The 17,808-nt window shown below is 51.6% G+C and carries 20 protein-coding genes; all 20 read right to left on the reverse strand.

Features of this window, described 5'->3' with window-relative positions; all coding sequences use genetic code 11:
* Positions 1 to 20 precede the first annotated feature (20 nt).
* The 20 genes from AACS05_RS21815 to AACS05_RS21910 all read right to left on the reverse strand — a co-directional run bounded on the left by AACS05_RS21815 (position 21) and on the right by AACS05_RS21910 (position 17,759).
* Positions 21 to 1,115 (reverse strand): hypothetical protein, encoded by a 1,095-nt coding sequence (locus AACS05_RS21815; RefSeq protein WP_045448395.1) that lies wholly within the window; start codon positions 1,113 to 1,115, stop codon positions 21 to 23.
* A 10-nt stretch (positions 1,116 to 1,125) separates the two neighbouring features.
* Positions 1,126 to 2,430, reverse strand: a complete 1,305-nt coding sequence (locus tag AACS05_RS21820; protein WP_045448397.1) for a YhfT family protein — start codon at positions 2,428 to 2,430, stop codon at positions 1,126 to 1,128.
* A 10-nt stretch (positions 2,431 to 2,440) separates the two neighbouring features.
* A complete protein-coding gene (locus AACS05_RS21825) occupies positions 2,441 to 2,794 on the reverse strand; it encodes a DUF2620 domain-containing protein (protein WP_045448399.1) in 354 nt (117 codons plus the stop codon).
* Positions 2,795 to 2,804: 10 nt separating this feature from the next.
* Positions 2,805 to 3,683 (reverse strand): phosphotriesterase-related protein, encoded by an 879-nt coding sequence (locus AACS05_RS21830; protein WP_045448401.1) that lies wholly within the window; start codon positions 3,681 to 3,683, stop codon positions 2,805 to 2,807.
* Complete coding sequence (locus tag AACS05_RS21835) at positions 3,680 to 4,906, reverse strand: phosphopentomutase (protein WP_045448403.1); 1,227 nt, start codon at positions 4,904 to 4,906, stop codon at positions 3,680 to 3,682. The genes AACS05_RS21830 and AACS05_RS21835 overlap by 4 nt, the downstream gene beginning before the upstream one ends.
* Positions 4,906 to 6,069 carry a YhfX family PLP-dependent enzyme gene (locus AACS05_RS21840; protein WP_045448405.1) on the reverse strand — a complete coding sequence of 388 codons (1,164 nt, stop codon included), beginning with the start codon at positions 6,067 to 6,069 and terminating at the stop codon, positions 4,906 to 4,908. Before AACS05_RS21840 ends, AACS05_RS21835 begins: the two co-directional genes overlap by 1 nt.
* An 83-nt stretch (positions 6,070 to 6,152) precedes the next feature.
* Positions 6,153 to 6,515 carry a hypothetical protein gene (locus AACS05_RS21845; RefSeq protein ID WP_045448407.1) on the reverse strand — a complete coding sequence of 121 codons (363 nt, stop codon included), beginning with the start codon at positions 6,513 to 6,515 and terminating at the stop codon, positions 6,153 to 6,155.
* Between the two features lie 14 nt (positions 6,516 to 6,529).
* Positions 6,530 to 7,435 carry a GntR family transcriptional regulator YhfZ gene (gene yhfZ, locus AACS05_RS21850; RefSeq protein ID WP_045448408.1) on the reverse strand — a complete coding sequence of 302 codons (906 nt, stop codon included), beginning with the start codon at positions 7,433 to 7,435 and terminating at the stop codon, positions 6,530 to 6,532.
* Between the two features lie 162 nt (positions 7,436 to 7,597).
* A complete protein-coding gene (gene trpS / locus AACS05_RS21855; protein ID WP_045448410.1) occupies positions 7,598 to 8,602 on the reverse strand; it encodes a tryptophan--tRNA ligase in 1,005 nt (334 codons plus the stop codon).
* A complete protein-coding gene (gene gph / locus AACS05_RS21860) occupies positions 8,595 to 9,353 on the reverse strand; it encodes a phosphoglycolate phosphatase (protein WP_045448412.1) in 759 nt (252 codons plus the stop codon). Before gph ends, trpS begins: the two co-directional genes overlap by 8 nt.
* Complete coding sequence (gene rpe, locus AACS05_RS21865; protein WP_045448414.1) at positions 9,346 to 10,023, reverse strand: ribulose-phosphate 3-epimerase; 678 nt, start codon at positions 10,021 to 10,023, stop codon at positions 9,346 to 9,348. The genes gph and rpe overlap by 8 nt, the downstream gene beginning before the upstream one ends.
* Positions 10,024 to 10,040: 17 nt before the next feature.
* Positions 10,041 to 10,877 (reverse strand): adenine-specific DNA-methyltransferase, encoded by an 837-nt coding sequence (gene dam / locus AACS05_RS21870; RefSeq protein ID WP_045448416.1) that lies wholly within the window; start codon positions 10,875 to 10,877, stop codon positions 10,041 to 10,043.
* 117 nt (positions 10,878 to 10,994) lie between these two features.
* Positions 10,995 to 12,275 carry a cell division protein DamX gene (gene damX / locus AACS05_RS21875; protein WP_045448418.1) on the reverse strand — a complete coding sequence of 427 codons (1,281 nt, stop codon included), beginning with the start codon at positions 12,273 to 12,275 and terminating at the stop codon, positions 10,995 to 10,997.
* Between the two features lie 96 nt (positions 12,276 to 12,371).
* Positions 12,372 to 13,460 carry a 3-dehydroquinate synthase gene (gene aroB / locus AACS05_RS21880; protein WP_045448420.1) on the reverse strand — a complete coding sequence of 363 codons (1,089 nt, stop codon included), beginning with the start codon at positions 13,458 to 13,460 and terminating at the stop codon, positions 12,372 to 12,374.
* Positions 13,461 to 13,515: 55 nt separating this feature from the next.
* The gene (gene aroK, locus AACS05_RS21885) at positions 13,516 to 14,037 is read right to left on the reverse strand and encodes a shikimate kinase AroK (protein ID WP_003023552.1); all 522 of its coding nucleotides are present in this window, start codon (positions 14,035 to 14,037) and stop codon (positions 13,516 to 13,518) included.
* 405 nt (positions 14,038 to 14,442) lie between these two features.
* Positions 14,443 to 15,681, reverse strand: a complete 1,239-nt coding sequence (hofQ, locus tag AACS05_RS21890) for a DNA uptake porin HofQ (protein WP_045448423.1) — start codon at positions 15,679 to 15,681, stop codon at positions 14,443 to 14,445.
* Positions 15,593 to 15,997, reverse strand: a complete 405-nt coding sequence (locus AACS05_RS21895) for a HofP DNA utilization family protein (protein ID WP_045448425.1) — start codon at positions 15,995 to 15,997, stop codon at positions 15,593 to 15,595. The genes hofQ and AACS05_RS21895 overlap by 89 nt, the downstream gene beginning before the upstream one ends.
* A complete protein-coding gene (locus AACS05_RS21900) occupies positions 15,987 to 16,457 on the reverse strand; it encodes a HofO family protein (RefSeq protein WP_045448427.1) in 471 nt (156 codons plus the stop codon). The genes AACS05_RS21895 and AACS05_RS21900 overlap by 11 nt, the downstream gene beginning before the upstream one ends.
* Positions 16,441 to 16,980, reverse strand: coding sequence for a PilN domain-containing protein (locus tag AACS05_RS21905; RefSeq protein ID WP_045448428.1), 540 nt, complete (start codon positions 16,978 to 16,980; stop codon positions 16,441 to 16,443). Before AACS05_RS21905 ends, AACS05_RS21900 begins: the two co-directional genes overlap by 17 nt.
* Positions 16,980 to 17,759, reverse strand: a complete 780-nt coding sequence (locus tag AACS05_RS21910; RefSeq protein ID WP_045448430.1) for a hypothetical protein — start codon at positions 17,757 to 17,759, stop codon at positions 16,980 to 16,982. Before AACS05_RS21910 ends, AACS05_RS21905 begins: the two co-directional genes overlap by 1 nt.
* Between the last annotated feature and the right edge of the window lie 49 nt (positions 17,760 to 17,808).

Below are 17,808 nucleotides of genomic sequence, written 5' to 3' on the forward strand. Positions count from 1 at the left end.
ATGCCTGTCGTCACCCATTTTCAGCCAGTCATGACTTGCTTAATGCTTTCCCGCAAAATACGTAGCACCGTTTGCTCTCCACTACGGTTTGGATTAATGCGAATCGCATATTCCTCAAGCCCCGGACTGGCTTCACGAAAAGTCCCGGAGAGGCGATAAAACAGAGGAGGGAGCTCATATTTCGACTCCGCACCCACCGGATACGGCAGCGCCCCTCGTTTTTGCGCCTCTTCCAATACCCTTTTAGCTATCGGCTGATGAAACTCGACGATCAGAACCTTCGACTGCGCATTAGCGATCGCCGCCAGTTTCACCTCGGGAAGCCCCCCGCTATTCAGGTACGTTAGCAATCGCTCAGACACGCCTGCCTGCACCGCATGCATCACTGGGGCGAAAACCAGCCCCCGAAGTACCTCCAACGCCTGCGCTCCCTGAATCTGGCAGCCGCCGGAATACTGAGTCGCACGGATTCTGCCGATAATATCCGCCTTGCCAACCACCGCCCCCACCCCTTCCGGCCCAAAGAGCTTAAAACAGGAGAAGGTAGAGAGCGTCGCCCCACATTCACAGCCAATACGGTCAACTTTCATCACCGCATAGTTGTCATCGGTTAACGTTGGCAGCCCACACAGGGCAATCTCCGCCAGTACTTCAGCCAGCACATAGCTGTCCTGCGGCTGCTGACGGGTATGCTGTACCAGCGCTGCATCGGGGCGATGTTCAGCGATAACCTGTCTTAATGCCGCAAGGTCATTGAAGTCAGCCCTGACCAGCTCAATTCCCATCTGCTCAACGAGCACCATCGTGGTGGGATAAACCGGCGCAACATGCACCAGTAGCCGCAGCCCTGGTTTGAGTAACGACGCCAACCCCGCGCGAATCGCCCCGGTTCCTGCGCCCTGAACCAACACCGCCGCTTCCGCATGAAAGGCATCAGCCAACACGTGTTCCACTCGCTGCGTCACCCGGGGCTGATTCAACCCAGGACTCAGCCCCAGGTCGCCGCCCGACAGAAAATCTGCACCGGGAAAGTGGCGGCAGAGGGAGTCTACAAGTGCAAACTGCTTTTGCTGCGCCTCAGCAAGTGTCAAACTTTGCAACGGAAACGTCTTCATTTACGCCACCTTATGCCGGGACAAACAGCCCCAACCAGTAAAGAATATTCAGCACAATGCCGGTTATCATCACTGCCACCACGGGTGCAGCCATTTTCTGTACCGGGCGTCCAATCGATTCGTTGAGGAAATAAATCGCGACGGCGATAGAAAAACCGGTATAGCCCGCCATCTTAATCGCAGCAAAAATAGAGCCGACCAGCAGCGCCATTTCCATCAACATATTCATGGCGTTACGAATGTTATCCGATGCGTTACGCACGGACGGATAACGTCCCAGCCATTTACCGATAGAGCGCAGCAACAGGACTTCTGCGGAAATGACCAGTGCGCCAAGAAGTGCCGCAATCCACGGATTCGGCGCTAAATAGCCCACGGCATAGACAAAGGTAAAGCCCGCCACTGCGTACACCCCGGTCGCCAGCGCCGTAGTGGCAATCAACGGCACAAAACCTAAACCGCGCATAAATTCAGCTAATGCCGCCTGATTAACCAGTGTTTGCGACTGCTCCGGTGTAATACCTGCGGAATAGGCTTTTTCCAGCGTAAAGATGGACACCTCACTACCCGCGAAAATCTTCATACTGGCAACCGCTGCAATCAATGCCCCGACAATCGCGATATACGGCAGGTTTTTAATGATCCGCGAGGTACGCTCTTCAAACACCGATAGCCCGCTGGTATCCATTCCTTCATCGCCCCGATGACGCAGGTCGTGCGTGATAGCGATCGCCAGCAGCATGATCATCCCCACGAAAATCTCGATCGATTCGGGGTTCAGATGCGGGAAGTAGCGCACGACAATAACGCGGGTCATCAGCACCACGACCGCAGCGATAAGGCTACGTTGCCAGCCGAACTGGTAGAAAATCGCCACCAGCGGAAAAAGTGCGAATGCAGAAACAACCGGAGAGCTCAGCTCACCCAGACTCCCCAGCACATCGACCGGCAACGCTGTCAGCAACTGGTTTACCGGCAGCAGGCAGGTGAGGATCAATACGCCCCAGATAGCCCCCATACCAAACGCCAGCAGACTGTTGGCCGCCAGCACACCGAGGATGTCCGTCGGCAGGAACAGCAACCAGGCGTTGAGCAACCCGGTTTTCAGGGTGAACGAAATCCCCACTGACGCCACAAAACCAATGCTCAGACCAAAGGCAATACTCCCCGCCTCGCGGCGGTTCATGTTACCTTCGATAAGCTGCGGCAGAATTGGGCGAATGCCGTCATGGAATACGGCAGCTGACCGATGCGCCAGCAGTGATGTCATACCGGTCAGGCAGGCCACCACGATAATCTGAATATACAGATCCATATTCGTGCCTTTATTTCAGATGGTTAATCAGCATTGGGATTGCGTGTTCAATGTGTTCAACGGAGAGACCAAACGCGACTTTTCCTTCCGTAATCATTTTTGCAATATGGTCGTCTTTCGCCTTAATCCCCGGCTTGGCAATGGTGCAGCTTTTGTTGTAACCAATCACCGCAATGGCAATCGACAACGCCGCACCCGCACCGGTGTTACAAGCGCCAATGTAGTAATCCAGTTGCCCGGATTTCACCTTCATCGCCGCTTCCATATCGTTATGAATAGAGACTTCAAAGCAGCCAGGAGCCACTGTTTCGATAGTTTTTTTAATCTGCTCACGCTGTAAGCCAGCAACGCCAATCTTTTTCATTATTCTGTCCTTATTGGAAAAATTGAGAGGGGTTATCACGTAACATCGTATCCACATCGGCCTGACTGAATCCTGACTGGCGCAGCTGTGGAATAAAGTTGGTTAACAGGTAGTTGTAACCATTACCGCCATTGGCTTTCAGATGGGAGCGGCGGGTAATATCCATTGAGAGCATCACGCGGTTAAGCAACCCACGATCGCGTAACGCATGCAGCATCCCGATACGCTTTTCGTCCGGGTAGTAGCTGTTTTTACCGATGGTGTCGAACTGCACATAAGCGCCGAGATCGATCATGTGCAGAATATTGTCGAGGTTATCTTTCAAATCGCAGTGGCCTACAACCACGCGAGAGAGCGAAACGCCTTGCTCTTTCAGTAGCGCCAGCTGTTCCAGCCCCATGGTGCTAAAAGAGGTATGGGTCGAAACCGGTCGCCCGGTTTCGTTATGCGCTCGTGCGGCGGCAATGAACACCTTCTCTTCCAGTGGCGTAATCACCCCTTCGCTGGAGCCAATTTCCGCAATAATCCCAGCTTTGAGTTCGCTGCCATCGATACCGATAAGGATCTCATCAATCATCTCCTGAGCAAGCTGCTCCACGCTGCGGGTCGCAACATGCTCCGGGAAAAACGCATCCTGGTAATAGCCAGTACAGGCCACCACGTTCATCCCCGTATCACGCATGATATCGAGCATAAATTGTGGATCCCGCCCCATATATCGGTTAGTCATCTCAATAATGTTGCGAACGCCCAACGCCCGCAGATCCTTCATCTCCTGACAGATGAGATCGTACTGATCCAGTCGACAATCGAGGTTGTTCTTAAAACCAGAGAGATCGATATGCAAATGCTCGTGGACGTAGGTATAGCCCGTCGTATCAATCTTCATAAGGTGTCTCCTGTAAGTCGCAACGATGAAAGAAAAGAGGTGCCGTTTTGTGGAGGTGGTGCACCAAAAAACTCGCAAACCGTTGCCCCTACATCCGACAACGTGGTACGAACGCCCAACCGGGTGGGTTCCAGTCCCTGCTGATAAACCAATATCGGTACGACTTCGCGGGTATGGTGACTATGTCCGATGGTCGGATCGTTGCCGTGATCGGCCATGACGACCAAACAATCATCCCGAGCCATAGCCGCCAGAAGACGTGTAAGATTACGGTCGACAAGCTGTAAACGTTCGGCATAACGTGCGACATCCTCTGCGTGTCCGGCGAGGTCGGTTTCCTGGATGTTGGTGCAGATGAACACTGTTGATTTGGCCTGAAATTCATTCAGCGTGATATCCATAATCTGCTGACTGTCTACCAGGTTTTGCCAATTGCGGCCGTGAGGATTGCTGACGATATCCGCTACTTTACCAACCAGAACCGTAGGCACTCCCACCTCATACAGCTGTTGTGGTACCTGTACCCGATCATCAACGCCGTAGCCCATATGTCTGACCTGGAAACCACGTTCATAAGCACCGGAACGCGGAGCGTTAATACCGATAAAGCGGCCTTCTTTTATCTCAGCGGCATCCAGAATGCGTTGGCTGTCATTAAGCTGCCCACCAAAGGCAATCACCCGCCCTACTTGTACTTGTTCGCGTACCACGTGCCCTATCTTCAACACCTCATCAAACGGGATAACAGAAAGATTCGCGGTAAGGTTATAGACCTGACCTAAATCGGCTTCGAGGTTGTCACCCACTGCAACCGCCTGGTTGACCCACAAATACGTCAACTCGCCACCACGTCGCTCTACCAGCCAGCCTTCGGCAATCAGTGCCCGTTCAACGTCGGCAATAACTTCGCTAAACGGCATACGTAACGGAGACTGTGGTTGGGTTCCTAAAATTTCCTGATGTCCCATAAAGGTGTCGCCACCTTCATGTTGCAATTCAGCAACGCCCCAAACCGCTGACGCAGAAGGATTCATCACACCAGGCGTATAGCCCAACGCGTTAATCAGCCCCAGTTTTTCCAGCGTGGGAAGCTGCAACTGCGGTAATTTGCCAAGAATATGTCCGCAGGTATTTGCCCCGGCATCCTGCGGCCTGACCCGAGCCACGTCTTTCATTGCGCCAACGCCAAAACTATCGATCACCAACACCACGAATCGGGCCATCAGTCCTCCAGAACGTTGCCAAGGCTGTCGTAACGGGCCACAATTTCTGCCGCACCACGTTGAATCCCGGATACCAACACCACATCACTGCGCGTCACAAAAATTTGGGTACGGAAGCAGAACACCACCGCACTGCTCACCGGGAACTCTCCAGCCAGAGGCAGGTAATAATCGATACTGCTGGCGTCCACAGGTTTCAGCTTCGCGTCAATGGGCGTATTACTGTCAGGAGTAAAAACCAGTGCATTTTGCGCATGACCGCGACGGTAATAACCACCGCCATAGCAATAGCTATCTCCACGAAAATTGTGCGAAATTTCACTCAGCCAGAGCATCGCAATACGTTCAGGTTGATCACCTTTTTGATTGGAAGGGACAGTCCCTGTCAGGGCATGTCCTGGTTCAGCATGAGTTACACCATATTTCGCCAGTAGCGGCAGCGACGCGCAGCTGCTGGCAGAAGGGGCATTAAGTTGTTCAATCTCAATTCCCGCTGCCTCTAACTGACGTCTGGCTTCCACCAGAGTGTGCAGGTTTGGCGTCGGTACCGTTTCGGCAGATTTCTCATCCCATAGCAGACAAGGAAAATGCGTTAAGCCGCTCAGGCGAAGGCCAGGTAAACGACGTATTTCACTTACCACTTCATTCAGATACGTCGCCGGGAAACCGCTTTCTTGTCCCGGATAAAGAAAATCATCTTTGCCATACACTTTAAGTATTACGCTCTGTTCACGACCGGTCTTTAGCGCTGCTGCAGAAACCTCACGCGCTTTCTCCAACGAAAACAGGGTAATAACGTCGGTCCCCTGAGCTACCGCTTCACTAACCTGTCGCGAAGGGATCTGCACCAGGTGTCCCTGATGTGCGACCGGCAGCCCCGCACGTCGCATGACCCGACCTTCTTTGTAATCAACGACCACAATGCCTTCGTATCCCAGCTGTAAAAGCTTGTCCGCCAGCCAGGGATTACGACCTATCTGCTTCGTCATCAAATAGAGTGACATACCGTGCTGTCTGGCTACGTCTAGCAGGCGTTTGCCATTCTCCATCACCTGGTCAACATCAATGACCCAACTGTCCGGAGCGATCTTTCCCTTCTGCCACAAGCTAACCGCAGCAGTAATAAGAGCAGGGTTCTGGCGTTTCAATGCATGTATAAACATCTGTATGCCTCGTTTCTAATCCCTCAGTTAAATATTCATTTTTTTGAATATTTAAAGTGCAATACGCCGATACTCTATTTACTTCAGACGACTTCGTGCGCCGCCATCCACAAACCGTACAGATTTGCCAACAGATACCCCTCTTCATTCGGATGCAGTGTCACCGCAAACTCTTTCAGCAAAATCTGGTGTACCAACAAAATAGTTGGCCAGAGGTTGGATTGCGTCAGTTCTGTCAGCAGTTCATCATCCAGCGCTTCAATCACTTCTCCCCGACGACTGCGCATTAATGCACTTGCCATATGGGTCATCGCCATCGTCCCTTGCTCGGAATAAACCGGCAAACGCCACTCTTCATCCAGTCGCTTCACAACCTGCAGCATGCCGCTACAGATATCTTGGTCGATAACGCCTGCGTCACACAGCAGGTTCAGTCTGTTTTCCATCCCATGCCCTTCGCTTAATAACTGGGTTCCTGCTCGCCATTTGCCACTCGTTGCTGATGGGCAAGCAGCGCCTCTTTGTTAACGATGGTACGTAGCAATTGCTGCATCGGATAATCATCTGTCCGGGTCAGCACCACAGCCTCCGTGGCCTGAAGGAATCTCGGGTCGTTAGTCAGCGGTGTAGCTTCTAATCCCAGCACCGCCAGTTCAGCCTCCGCAACCACATTCCAGATAACCGCATCTACATCCCCTTTCGCAATACGCTGAAGGCTTTCGTGATAAGGAAGATCAATTAGCTCAACATCACGCTCGCCAAAACAGGCTTCGGTCATGATCTTCTGATCCGCCGAACGATTATCCAACCCAACACGCTTCACGCTCCCGGACTCACCCTTGCGACAGATTAACTGGTGTTCACCTACATAAGTGTGCGGCCCCAGCGCCAGTGCGATGAAAAGCCCATTTTGCGCAAGGTAGCTTTCCGCCGCCAGACGGGAAACAACCGCCATGTCGTAGACACCATTTAGCAAACATTCCACACGAATATCTGCCCCACGCATATGCGCGTAATAAAATGGAATGCCGTCAAACTGTGCCTTCAACCCACTCGCCAGCCCTTCATATAAACGGGTATAGGGCAGCGGCATTGCACAGACCACGTTATTGATGTCGACATGCTTCAACAACGTCCGATTATCCATCTCCACCAGATAGCTACCGTTGCGCCCGCGACGTTCAATACGGATCGCCCCTGAGGATTCCAGCGTTTTAAGCGCGGCCTGCGTTAACCCTACCGATGAATGGCATTCATTTGCCAGTTCATCAATCGTTTTCAAACGGTTACCGCACTTCTCTCCGAGCAAGTAACGGGCCAGGGTTGTCTGCACAACCCCCTCTTTCTTGATAAATGTCCGGCTCATCATATATTTTCAGTAAATTGAATATTTATATCTTCATTAAATTGAAGGTATAACGCAATGGGGGAATGTGCAAACGGCGAAGCGCTTCACAATTTTTGTGGGTTGCAAAAAACACAGACGAAAAAAACCGGGTTACCCGGTTTTTTAATAACACTGAATGAATCACGGCTTAGCGACAAAACCAATCGCTTCATAAACCGCTTTCAGCGTTTCAGATGCACGAGCACTGGCTTTTTCTGCGCCGTCTTTCATTACTTTCTGCAGGAAAGCTTCATCATTACGATAACGGTGGTAGCGCTCCTGAAGCTCAGTCAGCATACCGGAAACAGCTTCCGCAACTTCGCCTTTCAGGTGACCATACATTTTGCCTTCAAAGTGCTGTTCCAGTTCTGGAATGCTCTGGCCGGTCACGGCAGAGAGAATATCCAGCAGGTTAGCAACACCCGCTTTATTCTGCAGATCGTAGCGCACAACAGGCGGCTCATCGGAATCCGTCATTGCACGTTTGATTTTTTTAACCACTGATTTCGGATCTTCCAGCAGGCCGATCACGTTGTTACGGTTGTCATCCGACTTAGACATTTTCTTCGTCGGCTCCAGCAGGGACATCACGCGCGCACCAGATTTAGGAATAAACGGCTCAGGCACTTTAAAGATATCGCCATACAGCGCATTAAAACGCTGGGCAACATCGCGGCTCAGTTCCAGGTGCTGCTTCTGATCCTCACCTACCGGTACCAGATTCGTCTGGTACAGCAGAATATCAGCGGCCATCAGTACCGGATAGTCAAACAGACCGGCGTTGATGTTCTCAGCGTAGCGCGCAGATTTGTCTTTGAACTGGGTCATACGGCTCAGTTCACCAAAATAGGTGTAGCAGTTCAGCGCCCAGCCTAACTGTGCATGCTCTGGTACGTGGGACTGAACAAAAATGGTGCTTTTCTCAGGATCGATACCACACGCCAGATAAAGCGCCAGCGTATCCAGTGTTGCTTTACGCAGCTTCTGAGCATCCTGACGGACGGTGATAGCATGCTGGTCTACAATACAGTAGATGCAATGGTAGTCATCCTGCATGTTTACCCATTGACGCAGCGCACCCATATAGTTGCCAATGGTCAATTCACCTGAGGGCTGTGCGCCACTAAAAACGATGGGCTTAGTCATTTTTCAATTCCTGATTTTCGCTATGCGGAAGCCCGAGTGCGGGCAGAAGGTCATTAATGCTGTCGTAAATTACATCTGGCTGGCTGAGATCTATCCCTTCACCGTAGTTATAACCATACGTGAGGCCAACTGAGGGACAACCAGCCGCTTTTGCGGCCTGAATATCATTGCGCGAATCGCCCACAAAGAGCAATTGCTCGGGGGGAATCCCCATCCTGTCAGCCACTAACAGTAGTGGATCGGGATGCGGTTTTTTGTTTTTCACGTCGTCACCACCGATGACCACGCTAAAATATTTGGCGATGTCCAATGCGTTGAGCAACGGCGCCACAAACGGCGTTGGTTTGTTGGTCACCAGGCCTAACGGCAGGCCTTGCGCATGCAACGCACCCAGCGTATCAGCAACATGAGGGAACAAGAAGGTTCCTTCTTCAGCGATATCACCGTAATAGCGGTCGAACAGCTTACGTAAAATACGCACCTGCTCTTCAGCAGGAATGTCGTCATCTACGGGCGGTTTACCCATCGTTTTACGCAGCGTGGCACGCTCCAGACGACCCCAGGTGAGCGCACGCTCCATCAACACATCAGCGCCATTACCTATCCAGGTAATCACGCGTTCTTCACCCGCCGTCGGTAACTCCAGCGCGTACAGCGCCATATCCACCGCTGCGGCTAATCCTGGCGCACTGTCAACCAGCGTACCGTCGAGGTCGAATGCAACGCCACGAATGTCCTGAAATTTATGCATGACTTACCTTCGCCAATTCATTGCGCATTTCATCAATGACTTTTTTGTAGTCTGGTTGGTCGAAAATTGCAGAGCCTGCGACAAACATATCAGCACCCGCTGCCGCGATTTCGCCAATGTTGTTCACCTTGACGCCGCCATCGACTTCCAGGCGGATGTCATAGCCGGATTCATCAATACGGCGACGGACTTCACGTAATTTTTCCAGCGTTTGCGGAATGAAAGACTGCCCGCCAAACCCCGGATTTACGGACATCAGCAGGATCACATCCAGCTTATCCATTACGTAGTCCAGGTAGCTCAGCGGTGTTGCCGGGTTAAACACCAGACCCGCCTTGCAACCATTCTCTTTGATGAGCTGTAAAGTGCGGTCGACATGCTCGGAGGCTTCAGGATGAAAAGTAATGATGCTGGCTCCTGCCGCAGCAAAGTCCGGGACAATACGATCAACCGGCTTCACCATCAGATGGACATCAATTGGGGCAGTGATCCCATATTTACGCAGCGACTTCAACACCATCGGCCCGATAGTCAGATTCGGTACATAGTGGTTGTCCATGACGTCGAAGTGCACGACATCGGCACCGGCAGCTAATGCTCTCGCGGTGTCCTCACCCAGGCGGGCAAAATCAGCCGACAGAATTGAGGGGGCAATCAAATACTGTTTCATCCGCTTCTCCTTGAGAATTATTTTTTCGCAGGCGTTACGACCCCTGGTTTGTACAGAGCCAGCAATTCGTTCACCTTTTTACGTGTGCCGCCGTTGCTGCTTATACTGCGCCGCACTTTGACCTGAAAATGTTTCGCCGCTTTGTACCACTCTCGGGTATCGGGCGTGTCATGGTTCGAAATTAACACCGGGATTCGCTTACTGACCAGCTTTTCCGCCATCTCAGCCAAACGGGCCTGCTCTTTTGGGCTGAAGCTGTTGGTATGATAAGCGGTGAAATTCGCCGTAGCAGACAATGGGGCATACGGCGGATCACAATAGACAACAGAGTTTACATCGGCACGATCCATGCACTCTTCATACGAAAGGCAATGGAATTCTGCATTCTGCGCTTTTTCTGCAAAATGATACAACTCTGCTTCCGGGAAATAGGGTTTTTTATAACGGCCAAATGGCACGTTAAATTCGCCACGGAGGTTATAACGACACAGGCCATTGTAGCCAAAACGGTTCAGATATAAGAACAGCACCGCACGTCGAAACGGATCCTGACAGGCATTAAATTCTTCCCGATACTGATAGTACACCTCAGCCTGATTAGTTTCAGGTACAAACAGCTCGCGTGAAGCCTGCACATACTCATCAGTACGCGCCTTCACGATGTTATAGAGACTGATGAGGTCGCTGTTGATATCGGCAAGAATATAACGAGAAAAGTCGGTGTTGAGGAACACCGACCCGGCACCCACGAAGGGTTCAACCAGACATTCACCTTGGGGCAAATGCCGCTTGATATCATCAAGCAGGGGGTATTTTCCCCCTGCCCACTTCAGAAAAGCGCGATTTTTTTTCATGCTGACTAACTAATTACACCTTCTCCGGCTGTGGAGAAAGCTCCGACAGCATCCTGCGCTTTAGTCTTTGTCCCGCAATTGGGCGAAACATCAAACAATTGCAGAACATAGCCTATCTTACTTCAAATCTGCCTGAACCTGATGCAGCGGTTTTGCCCACGGATTTTTCGCCTGAATATCGGCAGGCAACGTAGACACTGCACGTTTAGCGTCATCTTTAGACGCATACACGCCAGTCACCAGAACATACCACGGTTGACCGTTACGCGTCGTCTGATACACCACGTAGTTTTTCAGGTTCTCTTTCTTCGCCCAACCATTCAGGTTGTCGTAGTTAGAAGAACTGCTGAGCTGCAAAGTGTAATGACTGGACGGTGCGGATTTTAAAGCACCAACATTCCCTGCACTTTTCGCGCCGCCAGCAACAGGTGTTGTAGTCGTTGTCGCAGGTGCAGCAGTCTGGGCAGGCGTCGTACTTACGGTTGCTTTTGGCTCAGTTGTCGCTTTTGGTGTAGCTGTCACGGCTGGCGCTTTCGTCGTAGTGACTGGCGCTGTCGGTTCAGTGCGTTTCGCCTGAGCAACCGGTTTTGGCTCTGTCGGCGTCGCTTTCACTGTAGTTTGCGGCTTACTCTTCGGCTCAATAACAACCTGTTTGCGTTCTGCCGGACGCGTAGTTGCGTGGCGTTCCGCAGGTTCTGTTGTAGCAGTCTGACGTGCCGTATTGCCATTGCGAATTGGTGCAACGGTAGCAGGTTCAGTGGGCAGCGTAGAATTCACTACCACATTATTAACTTGTTCCTGGCCTTGCGGCTGCGTCAGGGCATTGTTCAGATCGCCCTGCACTTCAACCCGCTGCTGACCTTCAGCGGCAGCAGGTGCCTGTCCTTGGGTCGGTGTAGAGGAAATCGGTGGCAGAGAAACATCCTGCTGCGTATTGCCAGCCGGCTGAGCCGTGCTCGCTTGATCCGTTGCGTTACTGCCAGAAAGATCGATGCTCTTCTCGCCAGACGCAGTCTGATCACTGGAAGAGGAGGATGAGGGGGCCTTCAGCGCTGAACCGATACCGATGATCAACAGCAATAGCACCAGGACACCTACGCCCATCATCATGTACTGACGAGAGGCAGGTTTACTGGCAGCTTGTTTACGCTTACGCGGACGACGTTCTACACGCTCTTCATCCACAGCTTCGTCATCAGATTCATAGTCTTCTTCAACTTCTTGCTCTTCATCACGCTCTTTACGCGCACGCGTTGGACGACGATCGTCGGCATCCAGATCAACATCATCAAAATTGATTTGCGGCTCATTATCACGTTCAGACGATTGACGAGAACGACCAGTACGACGATCGCTGGGATCGGGTTTCAGCTCGTCTTCTGGTTTGAATTCATCCATTTAACACCCCACTCAAAGGTTAATGCTTACGACTTTGCATATAACCTGAAGCTAAAAGACTTACGCTTTGCAACGCAAGCCGGACCTTTCTTGTTGTTACACCTGCTGGCAATCAGCAATAGCGTTAAGAACCACCTCGTGCGACACTCCGCCGCGTACTTCACTCTTCCCTATGGCCAGCGGAAGCACTAAACGAATCTCTCCCGCCAACACTTTCTTATCACGCAGCATGTGCGGCAAATATGCCTGAGTAGACATCTCATGAGGTCCATTAACCGGTAAGCCTGCTCGCTTAAGCAGCGTAATGATGCGCTGCGTATCAGAGGAGGTAAACTGGCCCAGGCGCTCTGACGTACGAGCCGCCATCACCATACCTGCTGCAACAGCTTCACCATGCAACCAATTGCCATAACCCATTTCAGCTTCGATTGCGTGGCCAAACGTATGCCCCAGATTCAGTAAAGCACGTAAGCCCATTTCGCGCTCGTCTGCTGCGACAACTTCTGCTTTCAGCTCACAACAACGGCGGATACAGTACGCCATTGCCGGGCCATCCAGACGTAACAGCGCGTCCAGATTTTCTTCCAGCCAACTGAAAAATTCACCGTCAAGAATGATGCCGTACTTGATTACTTCCGCCAGTCCCGATGCCAGCTCTCGCGCAGGAAGCGTTTTCAGACAGTCGAGATCCACCACCACGGAGGCCGGTTGGTAAAACGCGCCAATCATATTTTTACCGAGGGGATGGTTTACGGCAGTTTTGCCGCCAACGGAGGAGTCAACCTGCGACAACAGCGTTGTCGGAACTTGAATAAAACGTACACCACGCTGATAGCTTGCCGCAGCAAAACCGGTAAGATCGCCAATCACGCCGCCACCGAGAGCAACCAACGTGGTATCACGACCGTGCGGTTTTTGCAGTAACGCGGTGAAAACCGTGTCCAGAACCGTCAGGCTTTTATATTGCTCACCATCGGGAAGGATCACGCTATCAACGTTAACACCCGCCTGTTCAAGTACGCCGCGAATCTTATCGAGATAAAGGGGAGCCAGAGTTTCGTTGGTCACCAACATAACCTGATCGCCCGATTTCAGCGGTAAGAATGAAGCCGGTTCATTAAACAAACCAGCCGCGATGGTGATAGGGTAACTACGTTCCCCGAGAGTGACTGTAATCCTCTCCATGACGCGACATCCACCTTAGTTACTTGTACCCGCAGACGAGTGTATTAAGCCAGAATCAGTTGCTTTCCAACATATGAATAATCTGGTTTGCCACGACTTTTGCGCTCTGATCATCGGTGCGAATGGTCACGTCAGCAATCTCTTCATACAAAGGATTGCGTTCATCAGCCAACGCTTCCAGAACTTCACGAGGCGGCGATTCTACCTGCAGCAGCGGGCGTTTCTTGTCGCGTTGAGTTCGCGCAAGTTGTTTTTCAATTGTCGTTTCAAGATAGACCACGACGCCACGAGCGGAAAGACGGTTACGTGTTTCACGTGATTTAACAGAGCCACCGCCAGTTGCCAGCACAATACCCTGTTTTTCCGTCAACTCGTTGATGACTTTTTCTTCGCGATCACGGAAGCCGTCTTCACCTTCTACATCGAAGACCCAGCCCACATCAGCTCCGGTTCGTTTCTCAATCTCTTGATCAGAATCGTAAAATTCCATATTGAGTTGTTGAGCTAACTGGCGCCCAATAGTGCTTTTTCCGGCACCCATAGGCCCAACCAGAAAGATATTGCGTTTCTCTGCCATTTTTTCGGTACTACTAAGACTATTCGTTAATGGTAAACCCGCTTCGCAGACACACAGCGCAGCAGGACATGAACTGAAACCTCATAAGATATTGCGAGAGTCAGACTGAAAATTATCTCAATACTCAAGCGGGTTTGGCAACTGAATAAATCACCAATCCTTGCGCATTTCTGGTTGTGGTAGATAAGCTACCCCGTAAACATCAGGCTCAGCGACGTATCGCGTAGCCAAATGAGGCCAAATAAGCCAATGACACACCACCAGAAAGGCAAGGCATGTTCACTGCTCGCATAAGTAAAGAAAAGTACCGACGCTCAAATCGGTACTCCTTGTATGCTAAATACACCCGCACGTCAAATCCCTGAAACGTGTTCAGTGCAAAAACAACGGCTTTTCCTGCATAAGTTATTCTGTCGGGACCAGTCTTGGCGTGATAAACACGACTAACTCGCGTCGCTCATCTTCTTTGCCGTCATGACGAAAAAAATAACCCAGCCAGGGGATATCGCCTAACAGCGGGACGCTGTCCTCCGCAGATTTATTTTTACGCGAAAAAATCCCACCCAGTGCGATTGTTTCTCCACTTTTTACTTCTACCTGGGTTTCAATCTCTTGCTTATCAATAGCCAGCACTTCGCCATCCGCTTGTTGTAATACCTGACCGGGAACATTCTGGCTGATATGCAGTTTAAGTCTAATCCGCCCTTGCTGCAGCACAGTGGGCGTGACTTCCATTCCCAGCACAGCCTCCTTGAACTCAACGGAGGTCGCGCCACTTTCTCCGCTGGAAACCTGGTAAGGGATCTCACTCCCCTGCTTAATACTGGCAGGTTGCAAGTGAGATGCCAGTAACCGTGGGCTGGCAATAATATCGAGCTGCTGCTTTTGCTCGAGCGCAGAAAGCTCCAGCTCAAGTAAACGCCCATTAATACGCCCAATGTTAAACCCTACACGGGTGGTCGCAGCAGGTACGGAGAGATCGCTGACAAGCGTCGTGACATCACCCACCGTCGCCGATTGTTGTGCATCAGCCAGTGACCACTTAACTCCCAGCTCGCGCAGGCTTTTCTCATTAATCGTAACAATGTGTGCCGCCAGTTCGACCTGCTCAACGGGTAAATCCATTTGCGCCACCCACTTCTCCAGAGCGAGCAGCGCAACGTTGTTATCACGCAGTAATAACCGGTTGGTTCGTTTGTCGACCGTCATGCTGCCCTTTGCACTCAGCAGCTTCTCACCGGCTTTAGCCAGCTCTGTTGCATCAGCGTAGTGCAAAACTATGCTGCGATGTTCCAGCGGTAGACTCGCCTGAATCCGTACCTGCTCACTCTCCTGACGTGCCGCATTTTCATTCTGCCAGCGAACAGAATGCACATGCAGGATGTTTCCCTCCTGGCGCAGTACCAGTCCGGCGCTTTTCACCACAGTCTGTAATGCCAACTTCCACGGTACATCAGCCAGGTGCAGTGACAGTACGCCACTGACATCGGGAGAAACCACCAGATTTTTGCCTTCCTGTTCAGCAAGCGCCTGCAGCACCTGAACAACTGGAACCTCATCCACCACCAGCGTCACGTTTTGCGTTTTCCCCGCCAGCAAGGTGGGAACTATTGTCATCAGAACTGCCGCTATCCATCGCTTCATTCACCTCTCCTTGTCGTTGCCATTGCCTCCGTGACGGCTCGCAATTTTTATCCGTGTCAATGGTCATGTTTTGCGCCGTAACCTGAGAGACCGTCCAGCCACTGTTCAAAACATCGTGCTGCTCTACACGCCGCCATTTATGCTTGCCATCCAGCACCAGGCCTATCGTTCGCTCTCCCTTGATCACGGCGCCTTGATAGCGCCACGTCGATAGTTCAGAAAGCTGACAGTGATCTTCTGGCGGCTGGAAGGGATTACGCATACCGGTCAATATCAGCAAGCTGGAACACACCAACAGCCAGCGTTTACCCTTCATTCAGACGCTCCAGCTGTATCGTTAATAGCAGCTCAGCATCCTCCACGCTGAGAGAGAACCGATTGACATTCATTCCCTGCTCCGCCAAACGCACGAACATTGGCGGGATCGCATCCCAGGCTGACCTCAGCGCCATCTCGCCCCCCTGCGCGGAGGGTTGCCAGTGAATCAAACGTGTAACAGGGGTCTGGAACGCTAAAGCAGAAAAAGGAATTATCTTCTCTTCAGTTGCCGAAAGCGTTGAGTCGACCGAAGCAGCCAACTGGTACAGGTTTCGCCACTGCAATTGAATTACCGCACGTTGCTGTGTTAACGCTGTTCGTTGTGCATTTCGCGCCTGCACCGCAGGGTAAAACAGGCATAACGCGACAATAATAACCAGCGCAAAACTCCAGCCAGCCCAACAGGCGGTGCGAAAACGCGGCGATTGTGTCAACCAGCCATCACAGAGGGCTATCATGCGTAGCGCTCCGTATCAGACGATAGTGGAAATGCCAACGGCCCTGTGCATCCTGCTGTGTTTCTCCCGGGCTACCTACCTGAAAAAATGTCTGCTGATGTAATTGATTTTCCAGCACTTTTAATGCAGAAAAGTTCAGCGTACTGCCGGTAATTTCCAGCGTATCTTGCTGCCAGGTCATTTTCGTCAACCACGCATGCTCTGGTAACAGAGCCGCCAGCCCTTCCAGAATGGGCTGCCAACTTCGCGTCTGGTCACGCAGTCTTTCTCGTTGCTGAGCTTGTTGCCATTGTTGCTGACGTAGTTGCAAACGAGGCTTTAGCGCCGCCAGGGCATCAGCCCGCATTTTTTCGGCGGTTATCAGCACAGTATCAGCCCGGTTTTCTAAACGGGTAACGGCGTAATAGCTCAACGCGCAGCCGACAATCAACAGCAGTGAACCGCTAAATAAAGCCCCCCAAAACCGCAGGCAGGCATTGCGTCGTGACTGACGCCAGGGCAAAAGATTGATTGTCGGTGTCATCACTCCATTTCCCCCATAGCAAGACCCAGCGCAATGGCAAAAACGTGGCTTTCTGGAGGAATGGGCGGCTGGCGGACAGACACGACGCTTAAGGGATCGAATCCTTTGGGCGCGCACAGAGCAATGTTTTCTGTTGCCAGAGATAATGTCGCAGCAAGATCGTCAAGACCGGTAATATCACTTGCCGATTTACGTCCCCAGGCATAACGGGTCGCCCATAGCCATTGCTCATCGTCACGCCAGGCCAGACACTGTTGATGCGGTGGCAAATAGGAAATAAAGCGTTGTAGCGCGCTGGCATCAGGCGTGATGGCAGCAACCTGTACTTTCAGCGTTTGCATCAGTGTCAGGAGTGTTGAAATTTCTTTGCTTTGCGCAGCTGTCACGTTAAATGCCGGACTTAACGTATCTTCACTATAATCAAAATGCAGCGCATCCGGCTCCATATCCAGCTCACGTGCCATAGACCCCGACAACCATGCCGTTTGTTCTGGCTCACGTAAGCTCATTGCAGGGCGTGGAAATTTTTTTTGTAGTGTCCTGTTGGCGGGAAAGGACAGATAGATATGGTGTCGGCGGGGAAGCTCACGACTCCACGGCATTAACACTGCCGCAAGCTGTTCAGGCTCGCGAATGTGACCCTCAACGATAACCTGACGTGCCAATGGCATACGCCACCAGCGTGGTAGAAACCAACCAGAGCCGTCACGAGAGACGACAACAGCCAGCACTTCATGTTGCTGAATATGCAGACCAATTTTCCAGATACTGAAAGCCATTGCTGATGATCTCCTTATCACCCGTTGCTTTAACGGGTATATCAATGCG

The organism is Citrobacter sp. S-77, from assembly GCF_963864895.1.
Classification (GTDB): Bacteria; Pseudomonadota; Gammaproteobacteria; order Enterobacterales; family Enterobacteriaceae; genus Citrobacter; species Citrobacter murliniae.

Excerpts from the sequence above, each read along its gene's own strand:
- trpS (WP_045448410.1), bottom strand. The coding sequence starts at position 8,602 with ATGACTAAGCCCATCGTTTTTAGTGGCGCACAGCCCTCAGGTGAATTG.
- damX (WP_045448418.1), bottom strand. The coding sequence starts at position 12,275 with ATGGATGAATTCAAACCAGAAGACGAGCTGAAACCCGATCCCAGCGAT.
- gph (WP_045448412.1), bottom strand. The coding sequence starts at position 9,353 with ATGCATAAATTTCAGGACATTCGTGGCGTTGCATTCGACCTCGACGGT.
- AACS05_RS21905 (WP_045448428.1), bottom strand. The coding sequence starts at position 16,980 with ATGACACCGACAATCAATCTTTTGCCCTGGCGTCAGTCACGACGCAAT.
- hofQ (WP_045448423.1), bottom strand. The coding sequence starts at position 15,681 with ATGAAGCGATGGATAGCGGCAGTTCTGATGACAATAGTTCCCACCTTG.
- AACS05_RS21830 (WP_045448401.1), bottom strand. The coding sequence starts at position 3,683 with ATGAAGATTGATACGACGGGCTATACCTACGTCCACGAGCATTTGCAT.
- dam (WP_045448416.1), bottom strand. The coding sequence starts at position 10,877 with ATGAAAAAAAATCGCGCTTTTCTGAAGTGGGCAGGGGGAAAATACCCC.
- AACS05_RS21820 (WP_045448397.1), bottom strand. The coding sequence starts at position 2,430 with ATGGATCTGTATATTCAGATTATCGTGGTGGCCTGCCTGACCGGTATG.
- rpe (WP_045448414.1), bottom strand. The coding sequence starts at position 10,023 with ATGAAACAGTATTTGATTGCCCCCTCAATTCTGTCGGCTGATTTTGCC.
- AACS05_RS21910 (WP_045448430.1), bottom strand. The coding sequence starts at position 17,759 with ATGGCTTTCAGTATCTGGAAAATTGGTCTGCATATTCAGCAACATGAA.
- aroK (WP_003023552.1), bottom strand. The coding sequence starts at position 14,037 with ATGGCAGAGAAACGCAATATCTTTCTGGTTGGGCCTATGGGTGCCGGA.
- AACS05_RS21815 (WP_045448395.1), bottom strand. The coding sequence starts at position 1,115 with ATGAAGACGTTTCCGTTGCAAAGTTTGACACTTGCTGAGGCGCAGCAA.
- aroB (WP_045448420.1), bottom strand. The coding sequence starts at position 13,460 with ATGGAGAGGATTACAGTCACTCTCGGGGAACGTAGTTACCCTATCACC.
- AACS05_RS21835 (WP_045448403.1), bottom strand. The coding sequence starts at position 4,906 with ATGGCCCGATTCGTGGTGTTGGTGATCGATAGTTTTGGCGTTGGCGCA.
- AACS05_RS21895 (WP_045448425.1), bottom strand. The coding sequence starts at position 15,997 with ATGAAGGGTAAACGCTGGCTGTTGGTGTGTTCCAGCTTGCTGATATTG.
- AACS05_RS21825 (WP_045448399.1), bottom strand. The coding sequence starts at position 2,794 with ATGAAAAAGATTGGCGTTGCTGGCTTACAGCGTGAGCAGATTAAAAAA.
- yhfZ (WP_045448408.1), bottom strand. The coding sequence starts at position 7,435 with ATGAGCCGGACATTTATCAAGAAAGAGGGGGTTGTGCAGACAACCCTG.
- AACS05_RS21845 (WP_045448407.1), bottom strand. The coding sequence starts at position 6,515 with ATGGAAAACAGACTGAACCTGCTGTGTGACGCAGGCGTTATCGACCAA.
- AACS05_RS21900 (WP_045448427.1), bottom strand. The coding sequence starts at position 16,457 with ATGATAGCCCTCTGTGATGGCTGGTTGACACAATCGCCGCGTTTTCGC.
- AACS05_RS21840 (WP_045448405.1), bottom strand. The coding sequence starts at position 6,069 with ATGTTTATACATGCATTGAAACGCCAGAACCCTGCTCTTATTACTGCT.